We start from the raw sequence: 23644 nt of genomic DNA on the forward strand, positions 1-23644 counted from the left end.
AATAAAAAACTGAAAATTAAATCTTTTATTTCTTTTATAATTAATATAAAATTCTATATATATCATATAAATAAATTTGATACATAATGACTTTGCGTAGAAATGTTAATAGAATGAAGCGAGGGAGCGAAATGAGACAGAAAAAGGAGCAGAAAAAACTATCGAAAAAGAAAAAGACTCATATTCCATTTCGGTTAAATGTACTATTTTTTATTGTCTTTCTTTTATTTTCAGCTATTATAATTCAATTAGGTAAAGTACAAATCATTGATGGAGAAACGTATAGAAATGAAGTAAATAAAAAGGAAGATGTAACGGTAAGCACTCCCGTTCCTAGAGGGAAAATGTTTGATCGGCAAGGTCACGTTATTGTAAATAATAAACCATTGCGAACCGTTACATATACGAAAATGAGAGGAGTAGACTCGAAAGAAGTTTTACAAGTAGCAAGAGGTTTAGCTAAGCTAATTGAAATGTCGCAAGAGGACATAGACAAGTTAACAGAAACAGATAAAAAGGATTTTTGGATGCAGTTAAATGAAAAGCGGGCAGCAGCGAAAGTAACGAAAGAAGATGAGAGTAAATTTAGAAAGCAGGAGATAGAAGGGAAAGAATTAGATAAAAAAGTTGAAGAGTTACGTAGGGAAAGAATTACACAAGAAGAATTAAGTGAACTTTCAAAAGAAGACCTAGAAGTACTAGCCATTAAAAGCAAAATGAATGCGGGATATAAAATGACGCCGCAAATCGTTAAAAAAGATGTAAGTCAAAATGAATATGCTGTCGTTAGTGAAAGGTTGGCAAGTTTACCGGGGGTAGATACAACAGTAGATTGGGAACGTGAATACCCAAATGATAAAATACTGCGCTCTATACTAGGTAGCGTTTCTAATGAAAATGAAGGGTTGCCAAGAGAACAATTAGATTATTATTTAGTTCGTGATTATAATCGAAACGACCGTATTGGTAAAAGTTACATCGAAAAACAATACGAAGATGCACTACACGGAACGAAAGAACAGTCTAAAAATATTATGGATAAAGCAGGGAAGATTGTTCGCACAGAAAAAGTGACTGAAGGAAAAAGTGGAAATAACTTGATGTTAACAGTCGATATGGATTTACAGAAAAGAGTAGAGGGAAGTCTTGAAAAGAATTTACGAGCCTTTCATGCTGCAGAGCCGATGATGGATCGTGCGTTCGTAGTAATGATGAATCCGAAAAACGGTCAAATTTTATCAATGGCAGGAAAGAAAATTGTAAATAAAGATGGCGGTATGCAAATAGAAGATTATGCATTAGGAACGATGACAAGTTCTTATGAGTTAGGGTCAACTGTAAAAGGTGCTACTTTATTAACTGGATATCAAACAGAAGCGATTAAGCCGTATACACATTTCTTTGATGCACCAATGTATTTTAAAGGAAGTTCTAAGCCGAAGAAATCGTGGAAAGAATTTGGGGATATTGATGATTTAAGAGCTTTGCAAGTGTCATCGAACGTTTATATGTTTAATACGGCTTTAAAAATGGCAGGCATTAATTATGTCCCAAACAATCCATTAGATATTAAACAAGAAACATTTAATAAAATGCGCTACTATTTTAGACAATTTGGCCTAGGTGTGTCGACTGGTATTGACCTGCCAAATGAATCAATTGGTCAAGTAGGTAGAACTGATAACATACCCGGATTTTTACTTGATTACGCGATTGGACAGTATGATACATATACGCCGCTTCAGCTTGCACAATATATTTCAACCATTGCAAATGGCGGTTACCGAATGAAGCCACAAATTGTACAAGAAGTTAGAGAGCAACCGAATAGACCAGAGGATGTAGGAAAAGTCGTTCGGTCGATTGAACCAGTTGTATTAAATAGAGTGGATATGGACACTTCGTACATTAATCATGTAAAAGAAGGATTTAGAAGAGTTTTTCAAGAAGCTGACGGAACAGGTACCGGAACGTTTAAAGGTCTACCATATAAACCAGCGGGAAAAACAGGAACAGCTGAGACAGTATATGGTGGAGAAAGTGATATTGGAAGAGATGAGAACAACAACCGAAAAAAATGTTATAATTTAACTCTTGCCGGTTATGCACCATATGATGCTGATCCGGAAGTAGCTTTTTCAGTTGTTGTACCATGGGTGAATGATGATAAATCAGGAATTAATTCTGCGATTGGTAAAGAGATTTTGGATGCGTATTTTGAATTAAAAACAAATAGATCAAATACAAATTCAATTCCAGTAGAACAACCGAACAAGGCACAGTAAAAATAGTATCACTGCATGGAAACATATTGTGCAGTGATATATTTTTTGAGTTAAAAAGCGCTTTATAAGGTGGGAATGGATATGAAAAAGGAGATTAAGAGAGGCTGGGGAAAGTACATACTATTTATATTGGTGATAGTCATAGGCTACCATTCTTTTACTTTATGTAAGGTGGAAGGGGAATCGATGCAGCCGACTTTATATGAAGAAGACTACGTATTTGTAAATAAAGCAGTAGTACGTCTTTCTAATTTACAACACGGAGAAATTGTCATTATAAAGGAAGCGGATGAATCGAAATATTATGTGAAACGTGTAATAGGGCTTCCTGGTGATGTAATTAACATAACGAACGGAAAGGTATATGTGAACGATAAAAAGCAAGAAGAACCATATACAAACAAAGATTTATTTAACAACACACAAGTGTTTTATAACTTTCAAAAGACAAAAATTCCGCCAAATAAGTTATTTGTAATGGGAGATAACCGCGAAGTAAGTAGAGATAGTCGAAATGGCTTAGGATATATTGAAGAAGATAACATAATTGGCAAGGTGGAATTTGTATATTATCCTTTTTCAAAAATGAAAATAATAGAATAAGTGGGAGAGGAGCAAAACCCCACTTATTAAAGTTTCACTTTATTTTCTTTAAAAAACCTTTTGGATTAAATGATATGAAAAATTTATGTTTAGACTCGTCGATACTTGAAAATAAGCCAAATAACTCATGTGGAAAATGAAAGGAAATGATCGTATGTACAAATACACAATTTGCTTTATTAGAAAAAGCGATAAAATACTGCTATTAAATAGAAATAAAAAGCCGAATATGGGGATGTGGAATGGTGTTGGAGGAAAAATAGAAGATAATGAAACGCCATACGAAGGAATAATTAGAGAAACATTTGAGGAAACGGGCATAGAACTTTCAAGTGTAACGTATAAAGGGACTGTTGGTTTTAAAGGTAAAGATGAGCCCCAGGCTAGTGAAGGAATGTATGTGTTCGTTGCTGATTTGCCAGATGGAATGCAAATGAATACACCATTACGTACGGCTGAAGGTCTATTAGAATGGAAAGAAATTGATTGGATATTAGATGGTGATAATAGAGGAGTAGTTAGCAATTTACCAAAATACTTACCGACAGTATTAACAGAAGAAAATAAGTTAGAACATATGTTTACGTATGATAACCGGAATATTATTCATTACACAACTGCATGTTTGACAGAAGATGATGCGAACAAGCGATATGAAAAACAACTCATTTCTCAATAGAAGAGGAAAGTGAAAAATCACGTTTTTGCTCTCATCATATATGCGAGGTGATTATATGTTTCAGAAATACAATTCATTGGTCATAATTGTAATATGCATGATATAACTTTTCTTATTATGAAAGAGTAGAGAACATATGTAAACGGAGCAAAAAGGAGGTGGCTTTGCCACCTCTTTTTGTTAGCTACAAATCGCCTTAATCATAAAACGATGTTGCTTCACATCAAAATAACCTTTTTGTAAGATGATTTCATGTATACGATATAATTCCTCACAATACCTTTCAACAGTAAAATCAGGAATTTGCCACGGAATCGCTTTTAAATAATAGACGATAGCGCCAATGTCATAAAAGCGTTGGAAAGGGAATTCCTCTTTTGCATCTAAGATAGTAAATCCATTTTGCTTTAACTCACTGCATGCGGTTTCGAGAGACCAACTTGCAAATTCGCTATTTAGTGGTGAGCCAAACTGCTCATTAAGTTCCGCGCAATCAAGACCGCCAACTTGTTGTGTAAGAAAAACGCCACTTGGAGAAAGAATTCTGTTTACCTCAGAAGCAGCATACGATTCATGTTGATTTATAATTAAATTAAATTGACCATCTTGAAATGGCAAAGCAGTATCATCGGTCACTTCTACAACGGCAACCCCTAAAGGCTCTAATTTCTTTCGAGCAATTGGCACATTTGGAGCGTAGCCCTCAGTAGCGAATATAGTTGACGGGAACGGTTGTAACATAGATAAAAACTCTCCGCCGCCAGTACCCATATCGAGCATTGATTCTGCACGTTGCATAAGCTGAAAAGCAGTACTGCCGTACGACCACGATAAAGGCTCGCTCTTCATTCGACCCGTTTCTGAAATGAAAGAAAAATCCCAACCGCTAAAATGTGTATTTGCACTTTCTAATAAAGTTAAAAATAATGGATCACGTTTCATAATTATGTCCTCCTATTTTTTTAATGGATGATATGATGAGAAAAGAAAAAGGGAGGACCTCTTATTAAAGTGGAACGGTTTTATGTTTCGTGTTCGAATAGATTCATATAAAGTTACTCCTTGTGAGAATTGTTATTTATATATTCGGGTTAATTGAGTGAAAATCCTTTGAGGGTATAAAAGAAGGCAGTTGTTTAATGAAAAAGTAAATTGAGTTATCTACTTTTATAGTGTAATTGTTCATTCATACGCATAAAAAAATTATTCTCTCCATAAAATAGTAAAATTATATTGGAGGTTGAATTATGAAAAAATTTAGTGTATTTTCAATAACCTTGATGACTTTTGGAATGTTATTATTTGGATTAAATAGGATAATAGATAGCTATTCTGAGCCTATTATCCTATTAGGGTATATTTCTTTTTTAATTGGAGTGGTTCTGAGTATTATAGCGATTGCTAGACGTGAAGATGGAAGATTAAAATTCATATCACTTATCTCTTTCTTTGTTGTCCTGTTTTTCATTACTTGGTTTGAGTCGTTTCAGGTACTACGAATTATTACTTGGCTAAAAAATATCTATTAAAATTTAAATTGTTGGTAAAAATGGGAAACCTTAAATTTAGGTTTCTTTTTATTATATTCGATTATCAATATTAAAACTTATTAGAGCCATTAATAAAAGAAATAGATATATATACCGAGTGTAAAAATATTTTAATTCTTTGAAAACATTCAGCGATTTAGTATTCTTTATATATGGAATATTTTGTTTATGCGAAAAGAGGGCAAGGTGCTATATGAAAAGAATGAAAAATGTAATGTTACTATTGTTATGTTTCTTATGTTTAAGTGGGTGTAATTATAAAGATGACGATCAGGTGAAAAAATATGTGAAAAAAAAGCACGGAATTGATGTGATTGTAACACATTGGGGTGCTATAAACGAAGGAAATATGGGGCATACATATCATACTGTTCAAGCAAAAAATAACAAAAATATTCAATTTAGAGTAGAGGTAGATGGCTTCTTATATTCAAGAATAAAAGGTGATGAATATCAATACGGAAAAAAAACATATGAGGAATATAAGAAATTTAAACCAATGCTAGAAGAAATTAAAAAATTAGGTTACGTGGAACCTGAAAATAAAAATGTTTTTCAATATATAGTGGATGATGATATAGAGGAGAAACCAACGGATAAGTTATTATTAACTTTAAAAACGAGTGACAAGATTGATTACAGTCAATTTGAATCAAAAGAATTAGATCGTTTATATGCTCTAATCCAATTCATTCAGAAGAGTAATAGAAAGATAACAACACTTGAAATTGAGGATTATAATGGTGAATCTATAGGCTTGCCTTTTCAAAATGTGCAAAAAGCTATAACGAAAGAAGAACTGCTTTTAACAATGAAAAACACAGTAAGCAGTTATTGGACATATTTGGTTCAAACTGAAACAAAAGTAGGCGTAAGGTTAAATGAAATTCAAAATGATCGTTTTGAAATTGAGGATATTACTTGTCCACACCCGAAAGACGGCAATTGTCTAGAGTATGAATTGACATTAGTTTTCAATGACAGTGAGATAAAATATAGAAATGATCCATATGTAATAGATGATTTGAGAAAGGTAGTCACTATTCTTAAAGAAGAACTATATAATAAGGATTTTAACATATATTTAAGGAACAAGGATGGAACAAGTTATTCACTCTGGCTATCATCCGAAAAAATTAAGGAAAGTAATAACATAGAAGAGTTAGTAAAATAATGATATAAAGAAGAAATTTAAAGTGCTTTTTATGTTTGTTATTTCTGTATTCAAAAGGAAAACCGCTTATGTTTCATTTTTGAAGCATAAGCGGTTTTGTTTAAAATACTCAAAAACAAAAATCTTTTGGTAAAGTACCACTTTTTATTATTGTTCTTAACCCATGTTTTATAATCCAAGGTTTAATAGGATGCTGTTTATCACGTAATTGCTGTAACCACTGAAAAACGAGTTCTTTATCTTCTTTCGTAATATCGTTCATATGATTGGCTACAGATTTTTGAACATATTTAGAAGGGTCATTCATTAAAGGTTCAAGAAGCTGTAAATTGTTCTTAAAGTCACCTTTTAGAGCTCCAATTTTTTTAGCCCAAGGAAGCCTTGGTCTTGTACCTTCAGAAACTAATCTTCTAATGTGGCTGTTTTCGTCATGAATCCACTGTTGCAATATGTCTAGTGTGTCTTCATGGTATGTTTGAAGAAAAGGCCGAATGGCATATTCAGCAGTATTCCTTTTCGTTATTTCATACATGTAAATGTGCCTACTTCTGTTGTATTTTCTGGTCCTAATGTTTTCAGCAATATATGTATGGCTGCATTAAAATCTTTTTGTAAAGCATTGTGTAATTCATCTGCAATTACTTCAATACGATGCTTTAACTCTAAATTTTCAACTTTACATGTTACGGAAGATACAAAGTTTCTTTTAGAGAAAGTAGGATCGTGTTTACAAATAGAATCAGCCATTTTTTCTGCTAATTCTTCGTTAAATAAAAATTTTAACGGAACATATTTACCCATTTTTTCACCTCAGTGGTCAAATGAAAACAATTTTTATTTTTTAATCGACAATCCATAAACTAAAGTCTCACTCGGAGTCGTAATACTAAAACCTGTCGTCTTATAATCAAGTTTCACCGTATCACCAGTGTAGTCTTTCGTGAATGAATCCATTTGTACGATAAGATCTGCATCTTCATATACAACATCATCTGCGTTATATGTATCCCAAATTAAATCGACATCAACGAAAATACTACAAGAGTTTGTCATTGTCCCTCTAATGCGAATGATCTTTTTGTCTTTACGTTCTAATCTATGTATAGCTGCTTTTGCTTCATCAGTAATGCGAATGTTCATTGTATCCCAACCTTTAATTATATTTCTTCTATTATGGCAAAAACAGGAGCAATAGGGAAGCAAAGAGGTTTGCAACAAAAAACGAGCAAACAAATTTGTTTGCTCGTTTCACTTTATTTTAGTTCACATTTATCAAGTGGAATCACTTTTGTTTTTTTCGTAAATTTATATCCTAACCATAGTACTAAGAAGAGTGGTAAACCGATGTAAGAAACGAGTACGCCGTTCCAATCGATTGATTCACCCATAAATGCGCCGTAGTTTTGTCCTAAAATTACGATGATACAAAGTGTAAATGCGAAGATTGGACCGAATGGGAACCATTTTGCTCTATATGGTAAGTCTTTTAAATCTTTGCCTTGTACGGTATATGCTTTACGGAAACGGTAATGACTAATTGCTATTCCAACCCATGCGATAAAGCCAGACATTCCAGATGCGTTTAATAACCAAATGTATACAACACCGTCACCGAATAAAGAAGCAATGAAAGCGATACTACCGACAATTGACGTTACGATTAATGCGTTTACAGGTACACCGCGGCTATCTAATTTGCCTAAGAATTTTGGTGCTTTTCCTTGGCGAGCTAAATCCCAAAGCATACGAGTTGATGCGTACATACCAGAGTTACCAGCAGATAGTACTGCCGTTAAAATAACAGCGTTCATAACAGAGGCAGCAAAGGCAACGCCCGCTTTTTCGAAAATAAGTGTAAATGGACTTACTGTTACATCACTTGCAGCAAGACTTTCAGTTGTATAAGGAATTAATAAACCGATAACGAGAATCGCAAGGATATAGAATAAAAGAATACGCCAAAAGATTGAACGAATTGCTTTTGGGATATTACGTTCTGGATCAGATGTTTCACCAGCAGCTACTCCTAATAATTCAGTTCCTTGGAAGGAGAAACCAGCTGCCATAAATACACCGATAATTGCCATGATACCGCCGTTAAATGGTGCATCTGCAACAGTGAAGTTTTTGAATCCAACAGTTTCGCCCCCCATAATTCCGAAAATCATCATAAAGCCGACAATTAAAAAGATAATAATTGTAACTACTTTAATAAGTGCGAACCAATATTCAGATTCACCAAATCCTTTAACAGATAAATAGTTTAAAAGGAAAATAATAGCTAAACATAATCCGCTCCAAATAAGAGAAGGGGTATCTGGGAACCAAAATTTCATAATTAATGTTACGGCTGCAAGTTCAGCAGCGATCGTAATCGCCCAGTTATACCAATAGTTCCATCCAAGTGCAAAGCCAAGTGATGGATCAACAAATTTTGTTGCATACGTACTAAAAGATCCAGTAACAGGCATGTAAGCTGCGAGTTCAGCTAAGCTTGTCATTAAGAAGTAAACCATAATTCCAATTGCGGCGTATGCAATTAATGCGCCGCCAGGACCAGCTGAATGGATGACACCACCGCTGGCAAGAAATAGTCCGGTACCAATTGTACCGCCGAGAGAAATCATCGTAAGGTGACGCGATTTTAATCCGCGTTTTAATTCACCTTGTCCTTGTGTAGTTTGCGTTTTAGAGGTAGATTGATTTGTTGCGCTATTCATGTTCAACACTCCTTTTCTTGTAGGTTAGGAAGGAGCGGGGGAGAAAAATACAAAAAACCGCCAAAGGAATTTGGCGGAACGTTTCACAAATAACCACCCCATCATACCCTTCCGTTAAGATAGCACCCCACGTTTACACGGTAATTTTGTAAACGTGACAGTTCTGTTCCTTTCGGAGACAGCCCCAGCTCATATTTCCAGAGAAGAAATATAAACTTCGGCAACTTTTCCTTTCAAACGGAGTCGGTGACATTCTCTGTGTCTCGTCCGTTTTACTATTAAAAGTCGCAACCTCTACCTCATCGGATTGATGAGGATTTATATATTGCTAAGATTTTTAATATATGGCAATTGTAATGACTTTCTGAATATATTGCAAGATATTTTGTTAGGAAAAGTCAAAAAATATCGGTTATTGTATAGGAAACGCTTGCAAAACTCCACCCGAACCTACTATTATGTAGCAATAAGCAAAGAAAAAATTGTTATACAAATGTTTCGCAAAAAATATTGAAAAACCCTCTAAATAAAAAGAAAATTCAGAAAAATATAATTCGACATTCATGATAAAGTCATATTATTTGTTATAATCAGAGTAACGTTTAAGCAAAAAGGGGAAATCAAAATGAAATTAGAAACAGAAAGGCTCTATATAGTGCCGTGTACAGAAGAGAGTATTCAAGTCGCTAACGAGCAAGGATATAATAGCGGTCCGCATATTGTAGGGCATGTAGAGAATGTAAAACAAGATGCGGCTTTATTACCATGGGGGGCGTGGTATGTTCTTCGGAAAGAAGATGATAGCGTTTTAGGTGATATTGGGTTTAAAGGGAAACCAAACGAGAATCAAACAGTAGAAATAGGCTATGGATTTATTGAGAAATATTGGAATCAGGGCTATGCAACAGAAGCTGTAAGAGAACTAATCGATTGGGCTTTCAAAACAGGAGAGGTAGAAACAATAATTGCGGAGACACTCCTAGATAACTATAGTTCGATGCGTGTTTTAGAAAAGTTACATATGAAGAGAGTAAATGCTACAGAAACGATGATTAATTGGAAAATAGAAAAATAAAAAATACCGCTCTAAATTGAGCGGTATTTTTTATAGTTATGGTAGCATTTGCTTCTGATCATTCGGATACTCAGCCGTTGATGCGTTAGGACGATTGGAATGATTTCGAACAGCAATGAAAATAGAAATAATAACGACAAGACCAACTGCAACGTAAGAAAGTGAAATAATAGTTGGATCCACTTTAAATGTAGAAAGCAGTGTACGAATATTTGTGAAGATAATAAGACCACCAACTAATATGCCAAGTAAATGGGGCGGAACGATGCGGACTAACCATGCAGCAATTGGAGCTGCGACAATACCGCCGAGCATTAAGGCAAATACCCAAACCCAGCTTACTTGTTCCCAGCCAAGTGAGATGAAGAAGCCAATTGTTGCAGCGAGTGAAACAGGAAATTCACTCGTATCTACAGATCCAATAACTTTTCTAGCTTCATTTCCTCTTGCTAGAAGAACGGGTGTCGTAATCGGCCCCCAACCACCGCCACCAGTTGAATCAACGAATCCAGCGAATAAACCAAGCGGCACAAGTTGTTTGGCAGACATACGCTTATTTGAAGTGACAATTTGTTTTTGAATGATGAATCGTAATAAAATATAAACCCCTAAAGTAAATAAAAATACGGAAATGTACGGTTTGATTATATCTCCAGGCAAATTACTTAAAAAACATGCCCCAACAAATGCGCCGATTGCCCCAGGTAATGTAAGCCTGGAAACTGTATATTTATCAACGTTTCCAAATTTGATATGAGATGCGCCAGAAGCTGCAGTTGTAACGACTTCAGCTAAATGAACCGATGCTGAAGCTACAGCCGGTGCAATACCAAACATTAATAATAGTGAAGTAGACGTTACCCCATACGCCATTCCGAGTGCTCCATCGATCAATTGGGCGAAAAATCCAATAATAGCAAAGACAATTAATTTCTGCATAAATAATCCCCCTGTAATAATAAATGAAAAAGACACTTTTCCCGTATGAGAAAAGTGCCTTTGGTTTTTCCAATCAGCAATAATTAAATTTGTTTCATTATAATACATATTAATCGTATAAATCAACTGGGTTTTAAAGTTTTTGAATTGAATGAAAGAAAAATAAAATATACAATAAAAGGATGGAGAGAAAGGGGAGAAAGACATGTTACGATTTGATCATCTCGTTCACACAGTTCATGGTACACCGGAGGAAGCGGCAAAACAAATGCAGGAACTGGGATTTCATACTGTATTAGGCGGAGAGCATACGAATTGGGGTACTTGGAATAGTTTAAGTTATTTTGATTTATCATATATAGAATTTTTAGCAGTTCAACATGAAGAAAAAGCGAAAGAAGCAGAAAATCCATTAGTACAAGAAACAGTGGTGAAACTACAAAATGGAGAAGGAATGCTACAAATCGCGATCCGAACAGATGCAATTGAGGAGCTAGCAGTTAACTTTAATAAGTACGGCTTACATACGATAGGGCCATTTGAAGGGAAACGTATGAGAAAAGATGGCCGACTTTTAGAATGGAAAATGTTATTCGTTAAGCAAGAAGAGAACGGACCGAAATTACCTTTCTTTATACAGTGGAATGAAACGGACGAAGAAAGAAGAAACGATTTACGTAACAGTGGGACGATTACTGAACATAAAAACAAAGTGCAACAAATTGAAACGATTCATTACGCAGTAAAAAATGTTCGAGAAACAGTACGGAAATGGAAAGAAGTAATGGGACTATCTACAAGCTCAGTTGTGAAAAATGAAAAATGGAATGCTGAGTGTCAAAGTGTATCGTTTGGTGACATTCAAGTACAGTTTTGTGAACCGGTTGGAGAAGGTCTAGTGCAAGAATACATAAAGAATCATGGCGAATATCCATTTGCAGTAGAGTTTAAAGGGGGAAATAAACGAGAGCATGAAGTGTTAGGGAGTTTGTACATATATTAATAGAGGTGAACGTTGTGGAAGAAATGCTTAGAGAGATAGAGAGAATACTAGAATGGCCTCGCATGTTAAAAGCGACTGTTATTTCAAAAGGCTTTTCATTCGATGAGAAATATAAAATTGAATTAAAGAATCAAGAAACCTATTTTGTAAAAGTATGTGATGCTGTTCATTTTGAACGTAAACAAGAAGAATATACGTATATGAAACAATTAGAGTCATTACATATTCCAACACCCAAGTTAATTCATTTCATAATAATTGAGAAATTAAATAAATGTGTTCAAGTATTTGAATGGACCCGAGGTATAAATGGTGAAGAAGGTTTAACGAAGTTATCGGTGGAAGAACAGTATAAGGCAGGAAGAAAAGCGGGGGAAGTATTAAAGAGGATTCACCCAATTGAAAGAGAAAGTGCAAGTAATAAATGGGAAACATCTAGATGGAATAAATACGAAAGATACATAGAGGCACTAACAGATTACGAGGTGAATTTTCTGGATTTGAAGCCAGTATTAACCTTTGTAGAAAATCATAAAGATTTATTGGGAAATCGTCCAATAAGATTTTTACATGATGACTTCCATCCAGCAAATAGCATGATTCATAATAAGGAATTTATCGTTATCGATTTTGGTGGATATGATTTTGGTGATCCAATACACGATTTTTATAACGTAGCGATTTTTACTATAAGAATAAGTAAACCATTTGCGGTTGGACAAGTTCACGGTTATTTCGGAGGCGAACCATCGCTTCATTTTTGGAAACTGTATACATTGTACGTCGCGATGACATTCCCAGCGGATATCGTTTGGACGAATCGAAGTACACCGCATTTAGTAGATGATATGAAGGAAAGATTAAATGGAATTTTAGAAGATCATAATCATTTTTCATCTTATATTCCAAAATGGTATCAATCAAGCGAATTTAATAAATAAAGGAGTAATTTATATGGATAAAATAGCAGTAATTTCAGATATTCACGGTAATATTCAAGCATTAGAATCCGTGTTGAATGATATTAAATTAAGAGGAATCGAGCGCATTATTTGCCTTGGAGATTTAGTAGGAAAAGGACCTCATTCCAGTGAAGCAATTGAAATCATTCGTAAAGAATGTGAAGTAGTCGTAATGGGAAACTGGGATGATTTTATTACAAAGCCGACTGAATTTGAAGCATTGAAATGGCATCAAAAACAATTATCGGAAGAACAAAATGACTATTTAAGAAACTTACCATTTTCAATCGAGTTTTATATGAGTGGGAAATTCATTCGTATGTTTCACGCTTCACCGAGAAGTTTATATGAAAGAATTCAACCACACGCTTCAAGAGAAGAACGTATTAGTATGTTCGAAAATAGTGATCTGACGGAAAATATAGAAGGGGAAAGAAAACCAGATGTCGTTTGTTACGGTGACGTTCACCAAGCATTCGTTCAAAATTTCAGAGGGAAAACGTTATGTAATGCCGGTAGCGTAGGAAACCCACTTGAAATAACACAAGCTTCCTATTTAATATTTGAAGGAACTTACAATGAAAAAGAAGCAGCGAGCTTTTCTATTCAACTTGTACGAGTACCGTATGATATTGAATTAGCTATCAGACTAGCAGAAGAACTCGAAATGCCAGAAATTGAAGAATACAAACAAGAATTACGGACTGCTTTATATCGAGGGTTTAAGGGGAAGTAAGCTAATAATATATCAACGATTTTTCAAATATATCTATCATAACTTAAAATATATCAACGATTTTTTCGAGATATCAGCGATTCGAGAAAGGATATCGATTTACCGACAAATAGTGACATGAATTATTACCTATAATTATATTATGTAAACTAATTATAAAGGGAGATATCATGAACCGAAAACAACGAATCAAAGAAATTGCAGATCATATTGTAAAGCTAAACTTAACCCATCCAATAAGAGTTGGAGTAAGCGGTATTACAGCCTCAGGAAAAACAACATTTGCAAGCGAACTAGCGGAAGAAATAAAAAAACGAGGATTACCAGTAACACGCGCCAGCATTGATGATTTTCATAATCCAAGAGTGATTCGCTATGCAAAAGGAAAAGAATCTGCAAGAGGGTATTATGAAGATGCACACGATTATACAGCTTTCAAAGAAAGATTATTAATGCCTTTAGGACCTAACGGAAATTTACAGTATGAAACGATTTCTCATAACTTAATAACGGATATGCCTGTACATAATGAGCCGCTATTGGCCACGCAAAATATGATATTAATAGTAGATGGAACGTTTCTATTGAAAAAAGACGTTGCGCATTTATTTGATTACAAAATCTTTGTAGATACAAATTTTGAGATTGCGAGAAAACGTGGTGCTAAGCGGGAAACTGAAGCTTTTGGAAGTTATGAAGAAGCAGAGAAGATGTTTTTAAACAGGTATCACGCGGCTTGTAAAATGTATATAGATGAGCATAATCCGAAAGAGTGTGCGAATGTTATATTTAAGAATAGTGATTTAGGAAATCCAGAAGTTATATTTCATGAAAGAGCGTAATACATAATCAGAAATATATGTATAGCCTTTTGTTTATTGTTATAATTAAATTAATTTTATGAAGCAAATAAAAGGGGATAAGACAATAAAAAACGCAAAAAGGGGACAAGAAATATAATGAATGAAGTACTAGAACTAAAAGAAGAACTACTACAAATTAAAAATAACAATTATGCTGTACCAGAAGACGTAGATGCATATCCATATGCGCAGTGGATGCTAGATTATATCGGATCACCTGATGCTGAATTACGTGATGATTTAATTTATAGTACGCTTCACACATGGATTACAAATGATGTATTTAGACAAAAAGAGTTAAGAGGATTAATGTTACAAGCAATTAGTCCTGATTATTTATTTTATAAAATTGGTGAAAAGGGAACAGACTCTGTATTTAAACGTGCATTCTCCGGATTAATTCCACCACTTATTTTATCTGTTCATGAAAGAGAACCGTTGTTATCCGAAGAACAACTGTACAGTGTAGCAGAACAAGTGCTGGAATATGTATATTTAGAAGAAGATGTAAGAGGTTACGTAGAAGGAAAAGGCTGGGCACACTCTACTGCACACGCTGCTGATGCACTAGATGCTTTAGTGCGTACTATACAAAATCGTGAGTTTTCATATGCAATTCTTGCAGCTGTTCGTCAAAAGGTTCGATTAAGTGATTACGTATATGTACACTTTGAAGATGAGAGATTAGTAAAGCCAATTATGTCTTTACGTGACCAAAATCTTTTAACTGAAGAAGAGTGGAGCAACTGGTTACATAGTATAGCAACTGTTGAAGACATCCGACATCCGCAGCATGCTATTTTAGTACAAAATATTAGAACTTTCCTAAGAAGTTTTTATTTCAGAGCTTTAGAGACAGAGGGTAGTACAGCCTTTACAGATGATATATTGGAGACTTTGAAGGGTTTGCGTAGGTATTAAAAATTCGTTTTTCTAACAGAAAAGTACATAAAACCAACACCTCCCAACCATACTAATAAAATGTTTTGGAGGTGAGTTTAATGGACAAAAAAGACTTTGAAAAAGTATATAATGATTATTTACATCAAGGGGAAGAGCAAGCTCAATTTGAAATAGCTCAGGAAGTTACTTCAGGAGCAGAACAAATTGTTGCTGTTCGTAAAAATGATGAAGGTGATTTGATTGCTTTTAAAACAAGTAGCGGGAGAGAGTTAGATTATATGACTGCTCTTAGTGAAGCAAAATCAGGGAAGTTAGCTCATGTGGACGTATTTCATAAGTATGGTAGAGATATTATACGTAGTGAACCTGATGGAATAAAAGAAAATAACTTAGATAATTTACCTTCATTTTAAAGGGTAAACCTCAAGAAGAGAATGTTCATTACGATATTCTCTTCTTTGTTTTGCGAAGTTTTCCTTGCAAATAGACGATTCATTTTTAAAGTGCGATCATACTTTTAAAGAGCTCTCTAAATTTCTCTTTATCTTCTGCTGTAAATGGTTTCGGTCCCTTTGTACGTTTACCACTTTTTCGAACCATTGCACTTAAATATCGTGTTTGTAACAATTGTTCGATGTTATCATTCGTATACTTATAGCCTTTATGGTGTAGAACGATACAGCCTTTTGCTAAAGCGAGCGAAGCAAGACCGTAATCTTGTGTTACGATTAAATCTTCTTTTTTTGCTAACTGCATAATTCGGTAATCTGCAGCATCTGCTCCGGAATCAACATAAATTGTTTCTACACCTTTAGGCTGCTGAGCATTAGAATAATGAGAAAAGCTAGTAACTAGAGTTACAGGAATTTCTGCACTCGTAGCTTCAAAAATAATTACATCTTTTACAGGACAAGCATCTGCATCAACGTAAATTTTCATTTTTACCACTCCTATAAAGTGAAACTTTAATCAGTGGGGGGATTCACCCTCCACTGATTATTAGTTGAACCAATCGGGCATTTACGGGCAGTTAATCTCCCACCTAACTTCTTTGTTACAGCTGAATTTTGAGCTGGGAGTTTTATTGCCCGTTAATGCGGGGTAACTAGGTTCGTGTTGATAATAATGGTAGATTTTTCTTTTGTCAAACGATAGAGCTTTATGTAAAGTTATTTTTCACAAACTAAAATAGCCTCACGCAAACGAGAAATACCTTCCTCAATTTGATCAATATTCACTTTTCCATAAGATAAACGAATATAACCATCTTTCGCACCGAAAATACTACCCGGCATAAACGCGATTTCTTGTTTTAAACTTTGCATAATAAGTTGTTTTTCGTTTATCGGTTCTTTTAGTTTCCCCCATATGTATATACCGCCGGTTGGGTTTGAAAAAGAGATTTTATCGTGAAGTTGCTCGTTTAGGGCGCGAACGATAACGTCTCTTTTTTCTGCTAGTTGTTTTCGTAACGGTACGATATGCGACTGAAATGGTACAGTTTCGAAAAACTGCTGCATAAGCCACTGCGGGAATATGCTCATACCTAATTCCATTTGGTGCCTTGCGTCGGATAACCTTTCTACTACGGATTGCGGAGCGACGAGCCAGCCGACTCGTAATCCTGGCGCAATCATTTTTGATAAAGAATGTACATAAATGACTGTTCCATTTTCATCAATCGATTTTAAAGTAGGGCAAGGTTGTTTCTTTTCTAGCGTAAGTAAACTGGACGGATCATCTTCAACGATTGCAATTCGTAAATCTGCGCAAAGTGATAATAGTTTTTTTCTACGGTTTGGATGAAGCATCGTTCCCGTAGGGTTTTGGAAATTTGGATTTAAAAAGATCATTTTAATACGGTGTTTTCTATATAACTCCTGTACATCATCTGGGTTAATCCCATGTTCATCGACAGGTAATGGGAAAATACGAATACCTGCTGATTGGAATAGAGGCAGGGAATAACAGTGTGAAGGACTTTCGAAAGCAACAGCATCACCTGGATTTAATAAACATTGTACGATCAGGTGAAGTGCTTGCTGTGCGCCAGATGTAATCATAATGGATTGCTCAGTTGCTTCAACTTTTAAATATTCCCTCATGTATTTTACAACCGCTTGTCTGAGCGGAAGATAGCCTTGTGGATGATCATAACTTAATGAATGTGTTAACGGTTGTTCTCGTAAAATTGTTTGTAGTTGATCGTGTGGGTAGAGATTACAACCGAGTTCTCCGTTTGCGAAATCAATAATATTTTCATTTTGTTGTACTTCTGCCCGAATATGGCGAAGTAACGGTAAGTTTGGTAAGAACGTACCGCCTTCTACGAAATTTCTCCAGTTCGGCGTTAATGTTGGAGAAACGCCCCACATATGTGTACTTACACGTGTACCTTTACCAGTCGTACTTTCTACAATTCCCATAGCACGTAGTTCGTTATAAGCAGTCGTTACTGTACTTCGGTTTACATTTAACTGTGTAGCTAATTTTCGTTCGGAAGGTAGGAAGCTTCCTGGAGGAAGTTCTCCGTATGTAATACGTTTTTCAATAAAGTCAACAACTTGCTGATAAATGGGGATTTTACTGTCGTTATCTAGCTTCCATTCCATACAAACGCCTCCGCATCTCTTATATACATTCAGTATAACAAATTGGCTGGGTAAAAAAACAGCCAATTGGACGGTGTTATATCCAGCCAATTTTACTATGCTAAATATGGAAGGGGAGATTCGGATGAAACGATGGCAAATGGAATGGCTCCTAGTATCTGTTGCATTAGTATGGGGAGCAAATTATACAATAGGAAAGTATGGCGTGGCATATATGTCATCCATTCAATTTAATAGTTTACGATTTTTAGTAGCGTCACCGGTATTATTACTTATTACTTTTATGATGGAACGCTCATTACGTATTGAAAGAAAAGATTGGTTACGATTAGTAGCAGTCGGCATCGTTGGAACGACAATGTATCAAACGATGTTTATGCTATCTGTGAAATATACTTCAGCAACGAACGCTTCATTATTAATTGCAATGTCACCTATTTTTACAGGGATATTAGCAGTATTGCACAAACAAGAACGTTTTTCGATGAAAGTACAAATTGGTTCAATCGTAGCCTTTATTGGTGCAGCATTCGTTTTATTAACAGGACATACAGGAGGAGCTACTTACGAGTATGCGTGGCTCGGAAATGTAATTGGATTAGTCGCAGCAATTGCGTGGGGATGGTATCCAATATTAGCGCAACCTCTTATTACAAAATACTCCGCAATGAGAGTCACATCATGGTCTACTTTAATTGGAATTGTACCGCTAGTTATATACTGTTTATTCAACGTAAATTCTTTAACGTGGCCAGTAGATACGCCAAGCTGGGGATCGCTTGCATATTCAATCATCTTTGCGACCATCTTCGGACTTGCAATGTGGTATGTCGGTATTAGTAAAATAGGCTCAACGAAAGTAATGGTTTATATGTATCTTGTGCCATTGTTTGCAGTGATCTTTGCGGCAGTAACCATTGGAGAGCAAATTAATTTGATGCAACTCGTTGGCGGACTTATTATTTTTATCGGCTTATATGTTGTAAAAAAAGGTGGAATGAAAAAGCCTGCTCTCAATTTGAAAAAAGTAAGTTAACAGTAAAAAGGATCTCTTTCATATAGAAGGAGATCCTTTTTGTTTTTGTAATAAAAGCGCTTGTTCAACGGCCCATTTTTGATGATCGTGTATGAGAAGCTCTATAGCATGCAATGGAGACATCCACCTTAGAACATGATCCTCCTCACAGTTTTCAGTTTGTTTCTGCACCATATTCGCAATATAAAAAAATCCATCGTTTAAATAATATATATCTTCCTTTTCTGCATAAAAATATCGAGCCGCATTACCGATATACTGATCAATTTTAATTGCCCATCCTAATTCCTCTAGTAGTTCACGGTGCAAACATTCTTCTTTTGTTTCATTACCTTCCATACCGCCACCAGGTAAAAAGTAACGGTCTCCTTTTTGGATAACAGCAATCTTTGAAGAAGATGATTGAAAAATAATCGCATAACAACTAGGCCTTAATGTATAATGAACGTTAATTTTTTTAGAGCCAAATGTGAGTTTTGAAATCATAAAACACGACCTTTCTCTATAAAATACATAAAAGGAATATTAAGGTAAACGTAGAATTGTATAAGTATAATCTTAACAGATTGGAGTGATAACAACATGATAAATCGAAAATGTTCAAGATGTAAAGAAATAACAGGTACGATGCACGGTGGTAAAAAAATTAAGGAAGAATTTCTATGTGAAGACTGTTTGCAAAAAGGAATTGAGAGCGGGGAAATCGAATTATCACAAGTGGAACAAGAAAAAACCTCGTATCTTTCTATAAAGATATTAAAAATAACGAGTGTTATTTATTTAATAGTATCAATTATAACTGCTTTTTCTGCTGGAGCATTTATACAAGATCCAGGGCTTGGTGGAATATCTTTTTCAATAACAGGTACAGTTGGTGTTATGATAATTGGATCTATATTCCAGTCTGTTCTTGTATTTTGCGGGATATGGGTATTCATCCTATTAGTAGAAACAGTCATTAAAATTTATGAAAAAATGAAGTGAGTGAGAGGGAGAAACATATGCGAGTAAGAAATATCCAAGGGGAAGATTATGTAAAGATTCATTCAGTTTTAAATGATTGGTGGGGCGGGAGAGACATGGTTGCCATGTTGCCAAAACTGTTTTTTGTTCACTTTCAAGAAACGAGTTTTATCATTGAAGAAGAGGGTGAAACGTTAGGTTTCTTATGCGGATTTTTTTCACAAACATATAAAGATGAAGCATACGTTCATTTTATCGGTGTAAATCCGAAGTATAGAAGAAGAGGAATCGCATCGACATTGTATTCTTATTTCTTTGATGTCGCTCGTGCAAATAATCGTAAAGTTGTAAAAGCAATTACGTCACCAACTAATAAAAAGTCGATACAGTTTCATCAAGAAATCGGTTTTCGAATTGAGGCTGGGGATGATGAGGTAGAGGGTGTATCGGTACATACAAATTATGATGGGAATGGCGGGAGTAGAGTTTTATTTTTGAAACATGTGTAGATAAAAGGGGAATGATTGCATGGATATGCAGCAACGGAGAATGTTAGTAGCAGGAATCGTTTTAGCAGTAGTGTTAGGGGTAGGCTATTTTTCGACAAACGTATTACAAACTTTCTCAATCGTATGTTTAGCAGTAGCGATTGTATTTGGGGTTATAGGGAGCATACAAAAGAAACGTCAAAACAAGAATTAAAAATTTGAAAATTTTATGATCCCTTAAAATTTCTCGTTTTAGGGTATTTGTTTTTCTTAGCTTAATGGCGATTGGATTGTATCACAAATTCTATTAAATTAAGTTTATATCAAAACACCATTCTTGCCCTGTTGTTGCAGACATAATGATATCTTTTTTTATTTTGTTAATTTGATAGAAGTGAGTGGGATGTCAAAAGCAATTTCTATAAAATAATTTCATCAAAAGAAGGGGATTTATATGCATTTTGAAAGAGATAGATATTTTTTGGAGATGGCATTGGAAGAAGCAGAAAAGGCATTAAAAGAAAACACATATCCAGTAGGAGCAGTTATTGTTGATGGAAATAATAATGTCATTGCAAGAGGAAGAAATAGAGTGCATCCACAAAAAGACATAACAGCTCACGCAGAGATAGACGCTATTCGCAATGCAGGGGAAGCAATGTTTGATGCAAAAATAAAAAATGAGAAGTTTACTATTTATAGCACGTTGGAACCGTGTCCAATGTGTACAGGTGGTATTTTATTCGCAAAAATACAGAGAGTAGTCTGGTTACTAAATGATGACTTAGGTTTTGGTGGATATAAAAAGATAAAAAATGCTTTAGTTTTCGAAGGGAAATTTAATAAAATCGACATAGTGGAAGAACCATTTGAAGACTTAAAAACAAGACAAAAAGAACTTATGAGACAATGGGAGCTAAATCCCAATAATATTATTAATTTGCGTAGGGCTATAAAAAAATAGTTGTTTCTTTCAATTAAATCGGGATACTGCCACATTACCATCAATTTAAAAAATATAGTGAAATTATATCGATTTAACAATAGAATATGGAAGAATCTATTACGAATAGAAAGCCGTCCTAAAAGTATTCTAGGATGGTTCTTTTTGTTGTGAGGAGATAAAGAGTATGGAGAATAAACAGAGTAGAAATGAGTATGTAAGACGCATACATAAGGTTCAAGATTATATAGAATCAAACATAGACAGTTCATTATCCATTGAAGAGCTAGCTGATATAGCAGGATTTTCGAAGTATCATTTTCATCGGATTTTTAAAGGAATAGTTGATGAGCCATTATCTCGGTATGTGAATCGCTTGAAACTAGAAAGGGCAACACATCTACTTACATATCGCGCAGACATGACGATTACAGATATTGCGTATCACTTCGGATTCACAGATTCAGCAGTTTTTTCCCGAACATTTAAAAGTCATTACGGTGTAAGTCCGTCTCAATATCGAAACGATAATAGCAAGAATTGCAAAGACGTAAGGGGAATTCCTCAATACAATGAATGTAAGAAGGTTCGAGGAAATGTTGAAATTGTAACAGCGGACGATATAAACGTCGCATACATAAGACATACAGGTACATATAAAGAGTTAGCTATAGCTTTTCCAGAAATGATAGAAAAATTATTTCGTTACGCGGCGAAGAAAAACTATCATGTATTTGAGGATACGAAAGTATTAACCATTTACCACGATCATCATGAATTTACTGAGGACTATCATTTAAGAACAAGTCTATGTGTAACAATTTCAGATGAATCCACAGTAGAAACGAACGACGTTGGAATAATGGTAATACCTTCTGGAAAATATGCAGTAGGACATTTTGAAATATTCCAAGATGAATATAAAGGAGCATGGGATTTCTTATACGGTGAATGGCTGCCAAATAGCGGATATAAACCGAGAGACTCGTATCCTTTTGAAGTATATAGAAATAATCCAAAGCAGCATCCAAAGCATAAACATATAGTTGATATATATGTACCTATCGAACCTTTTTAATCATAGGTTAAAGGGGAAAGAATAATGAAAACTGCTGAAAAGTTAGATCAGATTATAAAAGAAGAATATGAAAATATGAATGGTATGTTAGTAGTGCGGAAAGGTAATGTTATTTTTGAAAAATATTATAACGATTACGGACAAAATGATACATTTCATGTAGCGTCAGTTACAAAAACGATAATCTCTGCGCTAATTGGAATATGTATAGATAAGGGCTATATAAAAAGTGTTGATCAAAAAGTAATAGAGTTTTTCCCTGAATATAAAGTAAAGTCATCTGAAGTAACAGTGCGACACCTACTTACAATGACAGCTCCATACCCTTTTGTAGACTGGCAGGAACCGTTAGAAGAATTATGTACACAACCAGACTGGGTACAGTATACACTTCATAGAATGGGGAACGGTGGAGAGATTGGAGCTTTTAAATATTCATCTGCAGGAGCGCATGTACTATCAGCAATGATTACGAATGCAACAGGGAAAAGTGCACGTGAATTTGCGAATGAGTACTTATTTCAACCACTCGGCATGAGCGAAATTCCAAACTACAATATGAAAGCATTTGGATTCGATGACTTATTCGGAAAAGATGTGAAAGGATGGGTTCACGATCCAAACGGTATTTCGACGGGCGGCTGGGGACTAACGTTAACGGTTAGGGATATAGCTAAGTTTGGACAGCTGTATTTGAATGAAGGTATTCATAATGGAAAACAAATACTATCAAAATCATGGATAAAAGAATCAATAGCGATGAATTCAAATCAATATGGTTACTTATGGTGGTTACGAGAAGAAGAGGGTGTCTATTCGTATTGTGCAATGGGTGATGGTGGGAATATGATTTGTTGTATTCCAGAGAAGGAATTGGTGGTGGTGATGGCTTCTGAAGTTGTGCCAGAAATAAAGGATAGATGGAGATTAATCAAAGAGTATATACTTTTAAAAGAGTAATGGTGAACTTGTAGAAAAATTTAAACGCTCCCCGTAACTTTCCTCAATAAAAAATCGTTAAACATTAGGAAG

General features: G+C 34.9%; 26 protein-coding genes, 2 pseudogenes and 1 riboswitch. Of the genes and pseudogenes, 19 read left to right on the forward strand and 9 right to left on the reverse strand.

Features of this window, described 5'->3' with window-relative positions; genetic code table 11:
• The first annotated feature begins 131 nt into the window (after positions 1-131).
• Both ACXKY9_RS12670 and lepB read left to right on the forward strand, forming a co-directional pair.
• Positions 132-2285 carry a peptidoglycan D,D-transpeptidase FtsI family protein gene (locus ACXKY9_RS12670; protein WP_001249185.1) on the forward strand — a complete coding sequence of 718 codons (2154 nt, stop codon included), beginning with the start codon at positions 132-134 and terminating at the stop codon, positions 2283-2285.
• A gap of 81 nt (positions 2286-2366) precedes the next feature.
• On the forward strand, positions 2367-2888 hold the full coding sequence (gene lepB, locus ACXKY9_RS12675) for a signal peptidase I (RefSeq protein ID WP_001986493.1): 522 nt from the start codon (positions 2367-2369) through the stop codon (positions 2886-2888).
• A 34-nt stretch (positions 2889-2922) separates the two neighbouring features.
• Here the strand turns inward: lepB and ACXKY9_RS12680 are convergent.
• Positions 2923-2991 (reverse strand): annotated as a pseudogene (locus tag ACXKY9_RS12680) (cephalosporin hydroxylase); the annotation flags it as partial.
• Positions 2992-3042: 51 nt separating this feature from the next.
• Between ACXKY9_RS12680 and ACXKY9_RS12685 the strand changes: the two are divergent.
• Positions 3043-3567 carry an NUDIX hydrolase gene (locus ACXKY9_RS12685; RefSeq protein WP_000280182.1) on the forward strand — a complete coding sequence of 175 codons (525 nt, stop codon included), beginning with the start codon at positions 3043-3045 and terminating at the stop codon, positions 3565-3567.
• Between the two features lie 180 nt (positions 3568-3747).
• Here the strand turns inward: ACXKY9_RS12685 and ACXKY9_RS12690 are convergent, their stop codons facing one another.
• Positions 3748-4509, reverse strand: coding sequence for a class I SAM-dependent methyltransferase (locus ACXKY9_RS12690; protein ID WP_000817569.1), 762 nt, complete (start codon positions 4507-4509; stop codon positions 3748-3750).
• Positions 4510-4814: 305 nt separating this feature from the next.
• Between ACXKY9_RS12690 and ACXKY9_RS12695 the strand changes: the two genes are divergently transcribed.
• Positions 4815-5096 carry a hypothetical protein gene (locus tag ACXKY9_RS12695; protein WP_000714731.1) on the forward strand — a complete coding sequence of 94 codons (282 nt, stop codon included), beginning with the start codon at positions 4815-4817 and terminating at the stop codon, positions 5094-5096.
• Between the two features lie 214 nt (positions 5097-5310).
• On the forward strand, positions 5311-6291 hold the full coding sequence (locus ACXKY9_RS12700) for a hypothetical protein (RefSeq protein WP_000827148.1): 981 nt from the start codon (positions 5311-5313) through the stop codon (positions 6289-6291).
• A gap of 109 nt (positions 6292-6400) precedes the next feature.
• Here the strand turns inward: ACXKY9_RS12700 and ACXKY9_RS12705 are convergent.
• The 3 genes and pseudogenes from ACXKY9_RS12705 to ACXKY9_RS12715 form a co-directional block, all read right to left on the reverse strand.
• Positions 6401-7092, reverse strand: a pseudogene (locus ACXKY9_RS12705) (DNA alkylation repair protein).
• A 33-nt stretch (positions 7093-7125) separates the two neighbouring features.
• Positions 7126-7431 (reverse strand): iron-sulfur cluster biosynthesis family protein, encoded by a 306-nt coding sequence (locus ACXKY9_RS12710; protein WP_001026196.1) that lies wholly within the window; start codon positions 7429-7431, stop codon positions 7126-7128.
• Positions 7432-7544: 113 nt separating this feature from the next.
• Complete coding sequence (locus tag ACXKY9_RS12715; RefSeq protein ID WP_001083389.1) at positions 7545-9011, reverse strand: amino acid permease; 1467 nt, start codon at positions 9009-9011, stop codon at positions 7545-7547.
• A 112-nt stretch (positions 9012-9123) separates the two neighbouring features.
• A riboswitch (Lysine riboswitch) is annotated at positions 9124-9316 on the reverse strand.
• 320 nt (positions 9317-9636) lie between these two features.
• Between ACXKY9_RS12715 and ACXKY9_RS12720 the strand changes: the two genes are divergently transcribed.
• A complete protein-coding gene (locus ACXKY9_RS12720) occupies positions 9637-10086 on the forward strand; it encodes a GNAT family N-acetyltransferase (RefSeq protein ID WP_000764631.1) in 450 nt (149 codons plus the stop codon).
• Between the two features lie 36 nt (positions 10087-10122).
• Here the strand turns inward: ACXKY9_RS12720 and ACXKY9_RS12725 are convergent, their stop codons facing one another.
• Complete coding sequence (locus tag ACXKY9_RS12725) at positions 10123-11025, reverse strand: sulfite exporter TauE/SafE family protein (RefSeq protein ID WP_001170734.1); 903 nt, start codon at positions 11023-11025, stop codon at positions 10123-10125.
• A 205-nt stretch (positions 11026-11230) separates the two neighbouring features.
• Between ACXKY9_RS12725 and ACXKY9_RS12730 the strand changes: the two genes are divergently transcribed.
• The 6 genes from ACXKY9_RS12730 (at position 11231) to ACXKY9_RS12755 (ending at position 15905) form a co-directional block, all read left to right on the forward strand.
• On the forward strand, positions 11231-12028 hold the full coding sequence (locus ACXKY9_RS12730) for a VOC family protein (RefSeq protein ID WP_000943371.1): 798 nt from the start codon (positions 11231-11233) through the stop codon (positions 12026-12028).
• A gap of 14 nt (positions 12029-12042) precedes the next feature.
• Entirely contained in the window at positions 12043-12969 is a 927-nt protein-coding gene (locus ACXKY9_RS12735; RefSeq protein ID WP_000392080.1) for an aminoglycoside phosphotransferase family protein, read from the forward strand.
• Positions 12970-12982: 13 nt separating this feature from the next.
• Complete coding sequence (locus ACXKY9_RS12740; protein ID WP_000357653.1) at positions 12983-13726, forward strand: metallophosphoesterase family protein; 744 nt, start codon at positions 12983-12985, stop codon at positions 13724-13726.
• Positions 13727-13896: 170 nt separating this feature from the next.
• Positions 13897-14568 carry a nucleoside/nucleotide kinase family protein gene (locus ACXKY9_RS12745; RefSeq protein WP_001080555.1) on the forward strand — a complete coding sequence of 224 codons (672 nt, stop codon included), beginning with the start codon at positions 13897-13899 and terminating at the stop codon, positions 14566-14568.
• A 117-nt stretch (positions 14569-14685) separates the two neighbouring features.
• Positions 14686-15510: a DUF2785 domain-containing protein gene (locus ACXKY9_RS12750; RefSeq protein ID WP_001006669.1), complete on the forward strand. Its 825-nt coding sequence runs from the start codon at positions 14686-14688 to the stop codon at positions 15508-15510.
• An 80-nt stretch (positions 15511-15590) separates the two neighbouring features.
• On the forward strand, positions 15591-15905 hold the full coding sequence (locus ACXKY9_RS12755; RefSeq protein ID WP_000358163.1) for a DUF3892 domain-containing protein: 315 nt from the start codon (positions 15591-15593) through the stop codon (positions 15903-15905).
• 85 nt (positions 15906-15990) lie between these two features.
• Here the strand turns inward: ACXKY9_RS12755 and ACXKY9_RS12760 are convergent, their stop codons facing one another.
• Positions 15991-16431 carry a YaiI/YqxD family protein gene (locus ACXKY9_RS12760; RefSeq protein ID WP_000708774.1) on the reverse strand — a complete coding sequence of 147 codons (441 nt, stop codon included), beginning with the start codon at positions 16429-16431 and terminating at the stop codon, positions 15991-15993.
• Between the two features lie 230 nt (positions 16432-16661).
• The gene (gene pdxR / locus ACXKY9_RS12765; protein ID WP_000454903.1) at positions 16662-18104 is read right to left on the reverse strand and encodes a MocR-like pyridoxine biosynthesis transcription factor PdxR; all 1443 of its coding nucleotides are present in this window, start codon (positions 18102-18104) and stop codon (positions 16662-16664) included.
• Positions 18105-18228: 124 nt separating this feature from the next.
• Here pdxR and ACXKY9_RS12770 point away from each other — a divergent pair, with 124 nt between their 5' ends.
• A complete protein-coding gene (locus ACXKY9_RS12770; protein WP_000832987.1) occupies positions 18229-19140 on the forward strand; it encodes a DMT family transporter in 912 nt (303 codons plus the stop codon).
• An 18-nt stretch (positions 19141-19158) separates the two neighbouring features.
• Here the strand turns inward: ACXKY9_RS12770 and ACXKY9_RS12775 are convergent, their stop codons facing one another.
• Complete coding sequence (locus ACXKY9_RS12775) at positions 19159-19626, reverse strand: NUDIX hydrolase (RefSeq protein WP_000623999.1); 468 nt, start codon at positions 19624-19626, stop codon at positions 19159-19161.
• Between the two features lie 96 nt (positions 19627-19722).
• Here ACXKY9_RS12775 and ACXKY9_RS12780 point away from each other — a divergent pair, with 96 nt between their 5' ends.
• The 6 genes from ACXKY9_RS12780 to ACXKY9_RS12805 all read left to right on the forward strand — a co-directional run bounded on the left by ACXKY9_RS12780 (position 19723) and on the right by ACXKY9_RS12805 (position 23572).
• Positions 19723-20124, forward strand: coding sequence for a DUF3980 domain-containing protein (locus ACXKY9_RS12780; protein WP_000610500.1), 402 nt, complete (start codon positions 19723-19725; stop codon positions 20122-20124).
• Positions 20125-20141: 17 nt separating this feature from the next.
• The gene (locus tag ACXKY9_RS12785) at positions 20142-20612 is read left to right on the forward strand and encodes a GNAT family N-acetyltransferase (RefSeq protein WP_001266063.1); all 471 of its coding nucleotides are present in this window, start codon (positions 20142-20144) and stop codon (positions 20610-20612) included.
• Positions 20613-20631: 19 nt separating this feature from the next.
• Positions 20632-20805 (forward strand): hypothetical protein, encoded by a 174-nt coding sequence (locus tag ACXKY9_RS12790; protein WP_000367555.1) that lies wholly within the window; start codon positions 20632-20634, stop codon positions 20803-20805.
• Positions 20806-21045: 240 nt separating this feature from the next.
• A complete protein-coding gene (locus tag ACXKY9_RS12795; protein ID WP_000545359.1) occupies positions 21046-21555 on the forward strand; it encodes a nucleoside deaminase in 510 nt (169 codons plus the stop codon).
• 166 nt (positions 21556-21721) lie between these two features.
• The gene (locus ACXKY9_RS12800; RefSeq protein WP_000428669.1) at positions 21722-22612 is read left to right on the forward strand and encodes an AraC family transcriptional regulator; all 891 of its coding nucleotides are present in this window, start codon (positions 21722-21724) and stop codon (positions 22610-22612) included.
• Positions 22613-22636: 24 nt separating this feature from the next.
• Positions 22637-23572 (forward strand): serine hydrolase domain-containing protein, encoded by a 936-nt coding sequence (locus ACXKY9_RS12805; protein WP_000844658.1) that lies wholly within the window; start codon positions 22637-22639, stop codon positions 23570-23572.
• Positions 23573-23644 lie beyond the last annotated feature (72 nt).

It is taken from the genome of Bacillus sp. 2175, from assembly GCF_057812155.1.

Excerpts from the sequence above, each read along its gene's own strand:
- ACXKY9_RS12670 (WP_001249185.1), top strand. The coding sequence starts at position 132 with ATGAGACAGAAAAAGGAGCAGAAAAAACTATCGAAAAAGAAAAAGACT.
- lepB (WP_001986493.1), top strand. The coding sequence starts at position 2,367 with ATGAAAAAGGAGATTAAGAGAGGCTGGGGAAAGTACATACTATTTATA.
- ACXKY9_RS12685 (WP_000280182.1), top strand. The coding sequence starts at position 3,043 with ATGTACAAATACACAATTTGCTTTATTAGAAAAAGCGATAAAATACTG.
- ACXKY9_RS12690 (WP_000817569.1), bottom strand. The coding sequence starts at position 4,509 with ATGAAACGTGATCCATTATTTTTAACTTTATTAGAAAGTGCAAATACA.
- ACXKY9_RS12695 (WP_000714731.1), top strand. The coding sequence starts at position 4,815 with ATGAAAAAATTTAGTGTATTTTCAATAACCTTGATGACTTTTGGAATG.
- ACXKY9_RS12700 (WP_000827148.1), top strand. The coding sequence starts at position 5,311 with ATGAAAAGAATGAAAAATGTAATGTTACTATTGTTATGTTTCTTATGT.
- ACXKY9_RS12710 (WP_001026196.1), bottom strand. The coding sequence starts at position 7,431 with ATGAACATTCGCATTACTGATGAAGCAAAAGCAGCTATACATAGATTA.
- ACXKY9_RS12715 (WP_001083389.1), bottom strand. The coding sequence starts at position 9,011 with ATGAATAGCGCAACAAATCAATCTACCTCTAAAACGCAAACTACACAA.
- ACXKY9_RS12720 (WP_000764631.1), top strand. The coding sequence starts at position 9,637 with ATGAAATTAGAAACAGAAAGGCTCTATATAGTGCCGTGTACAGAAGAG.
- ACXKY9_RS12725 (WP_001170734.1), bottom strand. The coding sequence starts at position 11,025 with ATGCAGAAATTAATTGTCTTTGCTATTATTGGATTTTTCGCCCAATTG.
- ACXKY9_RS12730 (WP_000943371.1), top strand. The coding sequence starts at position 11,231 with ATGTTACGATTTGATCATCTCGTTCACACAGTTCATGGTACACCGGAG.
- ACXKY9_RS12740 (WP_000357653.1), top strand. The coding sequence starts at position 12,983 with ATGGATAAAATAGCAGTAATTTCAGATATTCACGGTAATATTCAAGCA.
- ACXKY9_RS12745 (WP_001080555.1), top strand. The coding sequence starts at position 13,897 with ATGAACCGAAAACAACGAATCAAAGAAATTGCAGATCATATTGTAAAG.
- ACXKY9_RS12750 (WP_001006669.1), top strand. The coding sequence starts at position 14,686 with ATGAATGAAGTACTAGAACTAAAAGAAGAACTACTACAAATTAAAAAT.
- ACXKY9_RS12755 (WP_000358163.1), top strand. The coding sequence starts at position 15,591 with ATGGACAAAAAAGACTTTGAAAAAGTATATAATGATTATTTACATCAA.
- ACXKY9_RS12760 (WP_000708774.1), bottom strand. The coding sequence starts at position 16,431 with ATGAAAATTTACGTTGATGCAGATGCTTGTCCTGTAAAAGATGTAATT.
- pdxR (WP_000454903.1), bottom strand. The coding sequence starts at position 18,104 with ATGGAATGGAAGCTAGATAACGACAGTAAAATCCCCATTTATCAGCAA.
- ACXKY9_RS12770 (WP_000832987.1), top strand. The coding sequence starts at position 18,229 with ATGAAACGATGGCAAATGGAATGGCTCCTAGTATCTGTTGCATTAGTA.
- ACXKY9_RS12775 (WP_000623999.1), bottom strand. The coding sequence starts at position 19,626 with ATGATTTCAAAACTCACATTTGGCTCTAAAAAAATTAACGTTCATTAT.
- ACXKY9_RS12780 (WP_000610500.1), top strand. The coding sequence starts at position 19,723 with ATGATAAATCGAAAATGTTCAAGATGTAAAGAAATAACAGGTACGATG.
- ACXKY9_RS12785 (WP_001266063.1), top strand. The coding sequence starts at position 20,142 with ATGCGAGTAAGAAATATCCAAGGGGAAGATTATGTAAAGATTCATTCA.
- ACXKY9_RS12790 (WP_000367555.1), top strand. The coding sequence starts at position 20,632 with ATGGATATGCAGCAACGGAGAATGTTAGTAGCAGGAATCGTTTTAGCA.
- ACXKY9_RS12795 (WP_000545359.1), top strand. The coding sequence starts at position 21,046 with ATGCATTTTGAAAGAGATAGATATTTTTTGGAGATGGCATTGGAAGAA.
- ACXKY9_RS12800 (WP_000428669.1), top strand. The coding sequence starts at position 21,722 with ATGGAGAATAAACAGAGTAGAAATGAGTATGTAAGACGCATACATAAG.
- ACXKY9_RS12805 (WP_000844658.1), top strand. The coding sequence starts at position 22,637 with ATGAAAACTGCTGAAAAGTTAGATCAGATTATAAAAGAAGAATATGAA.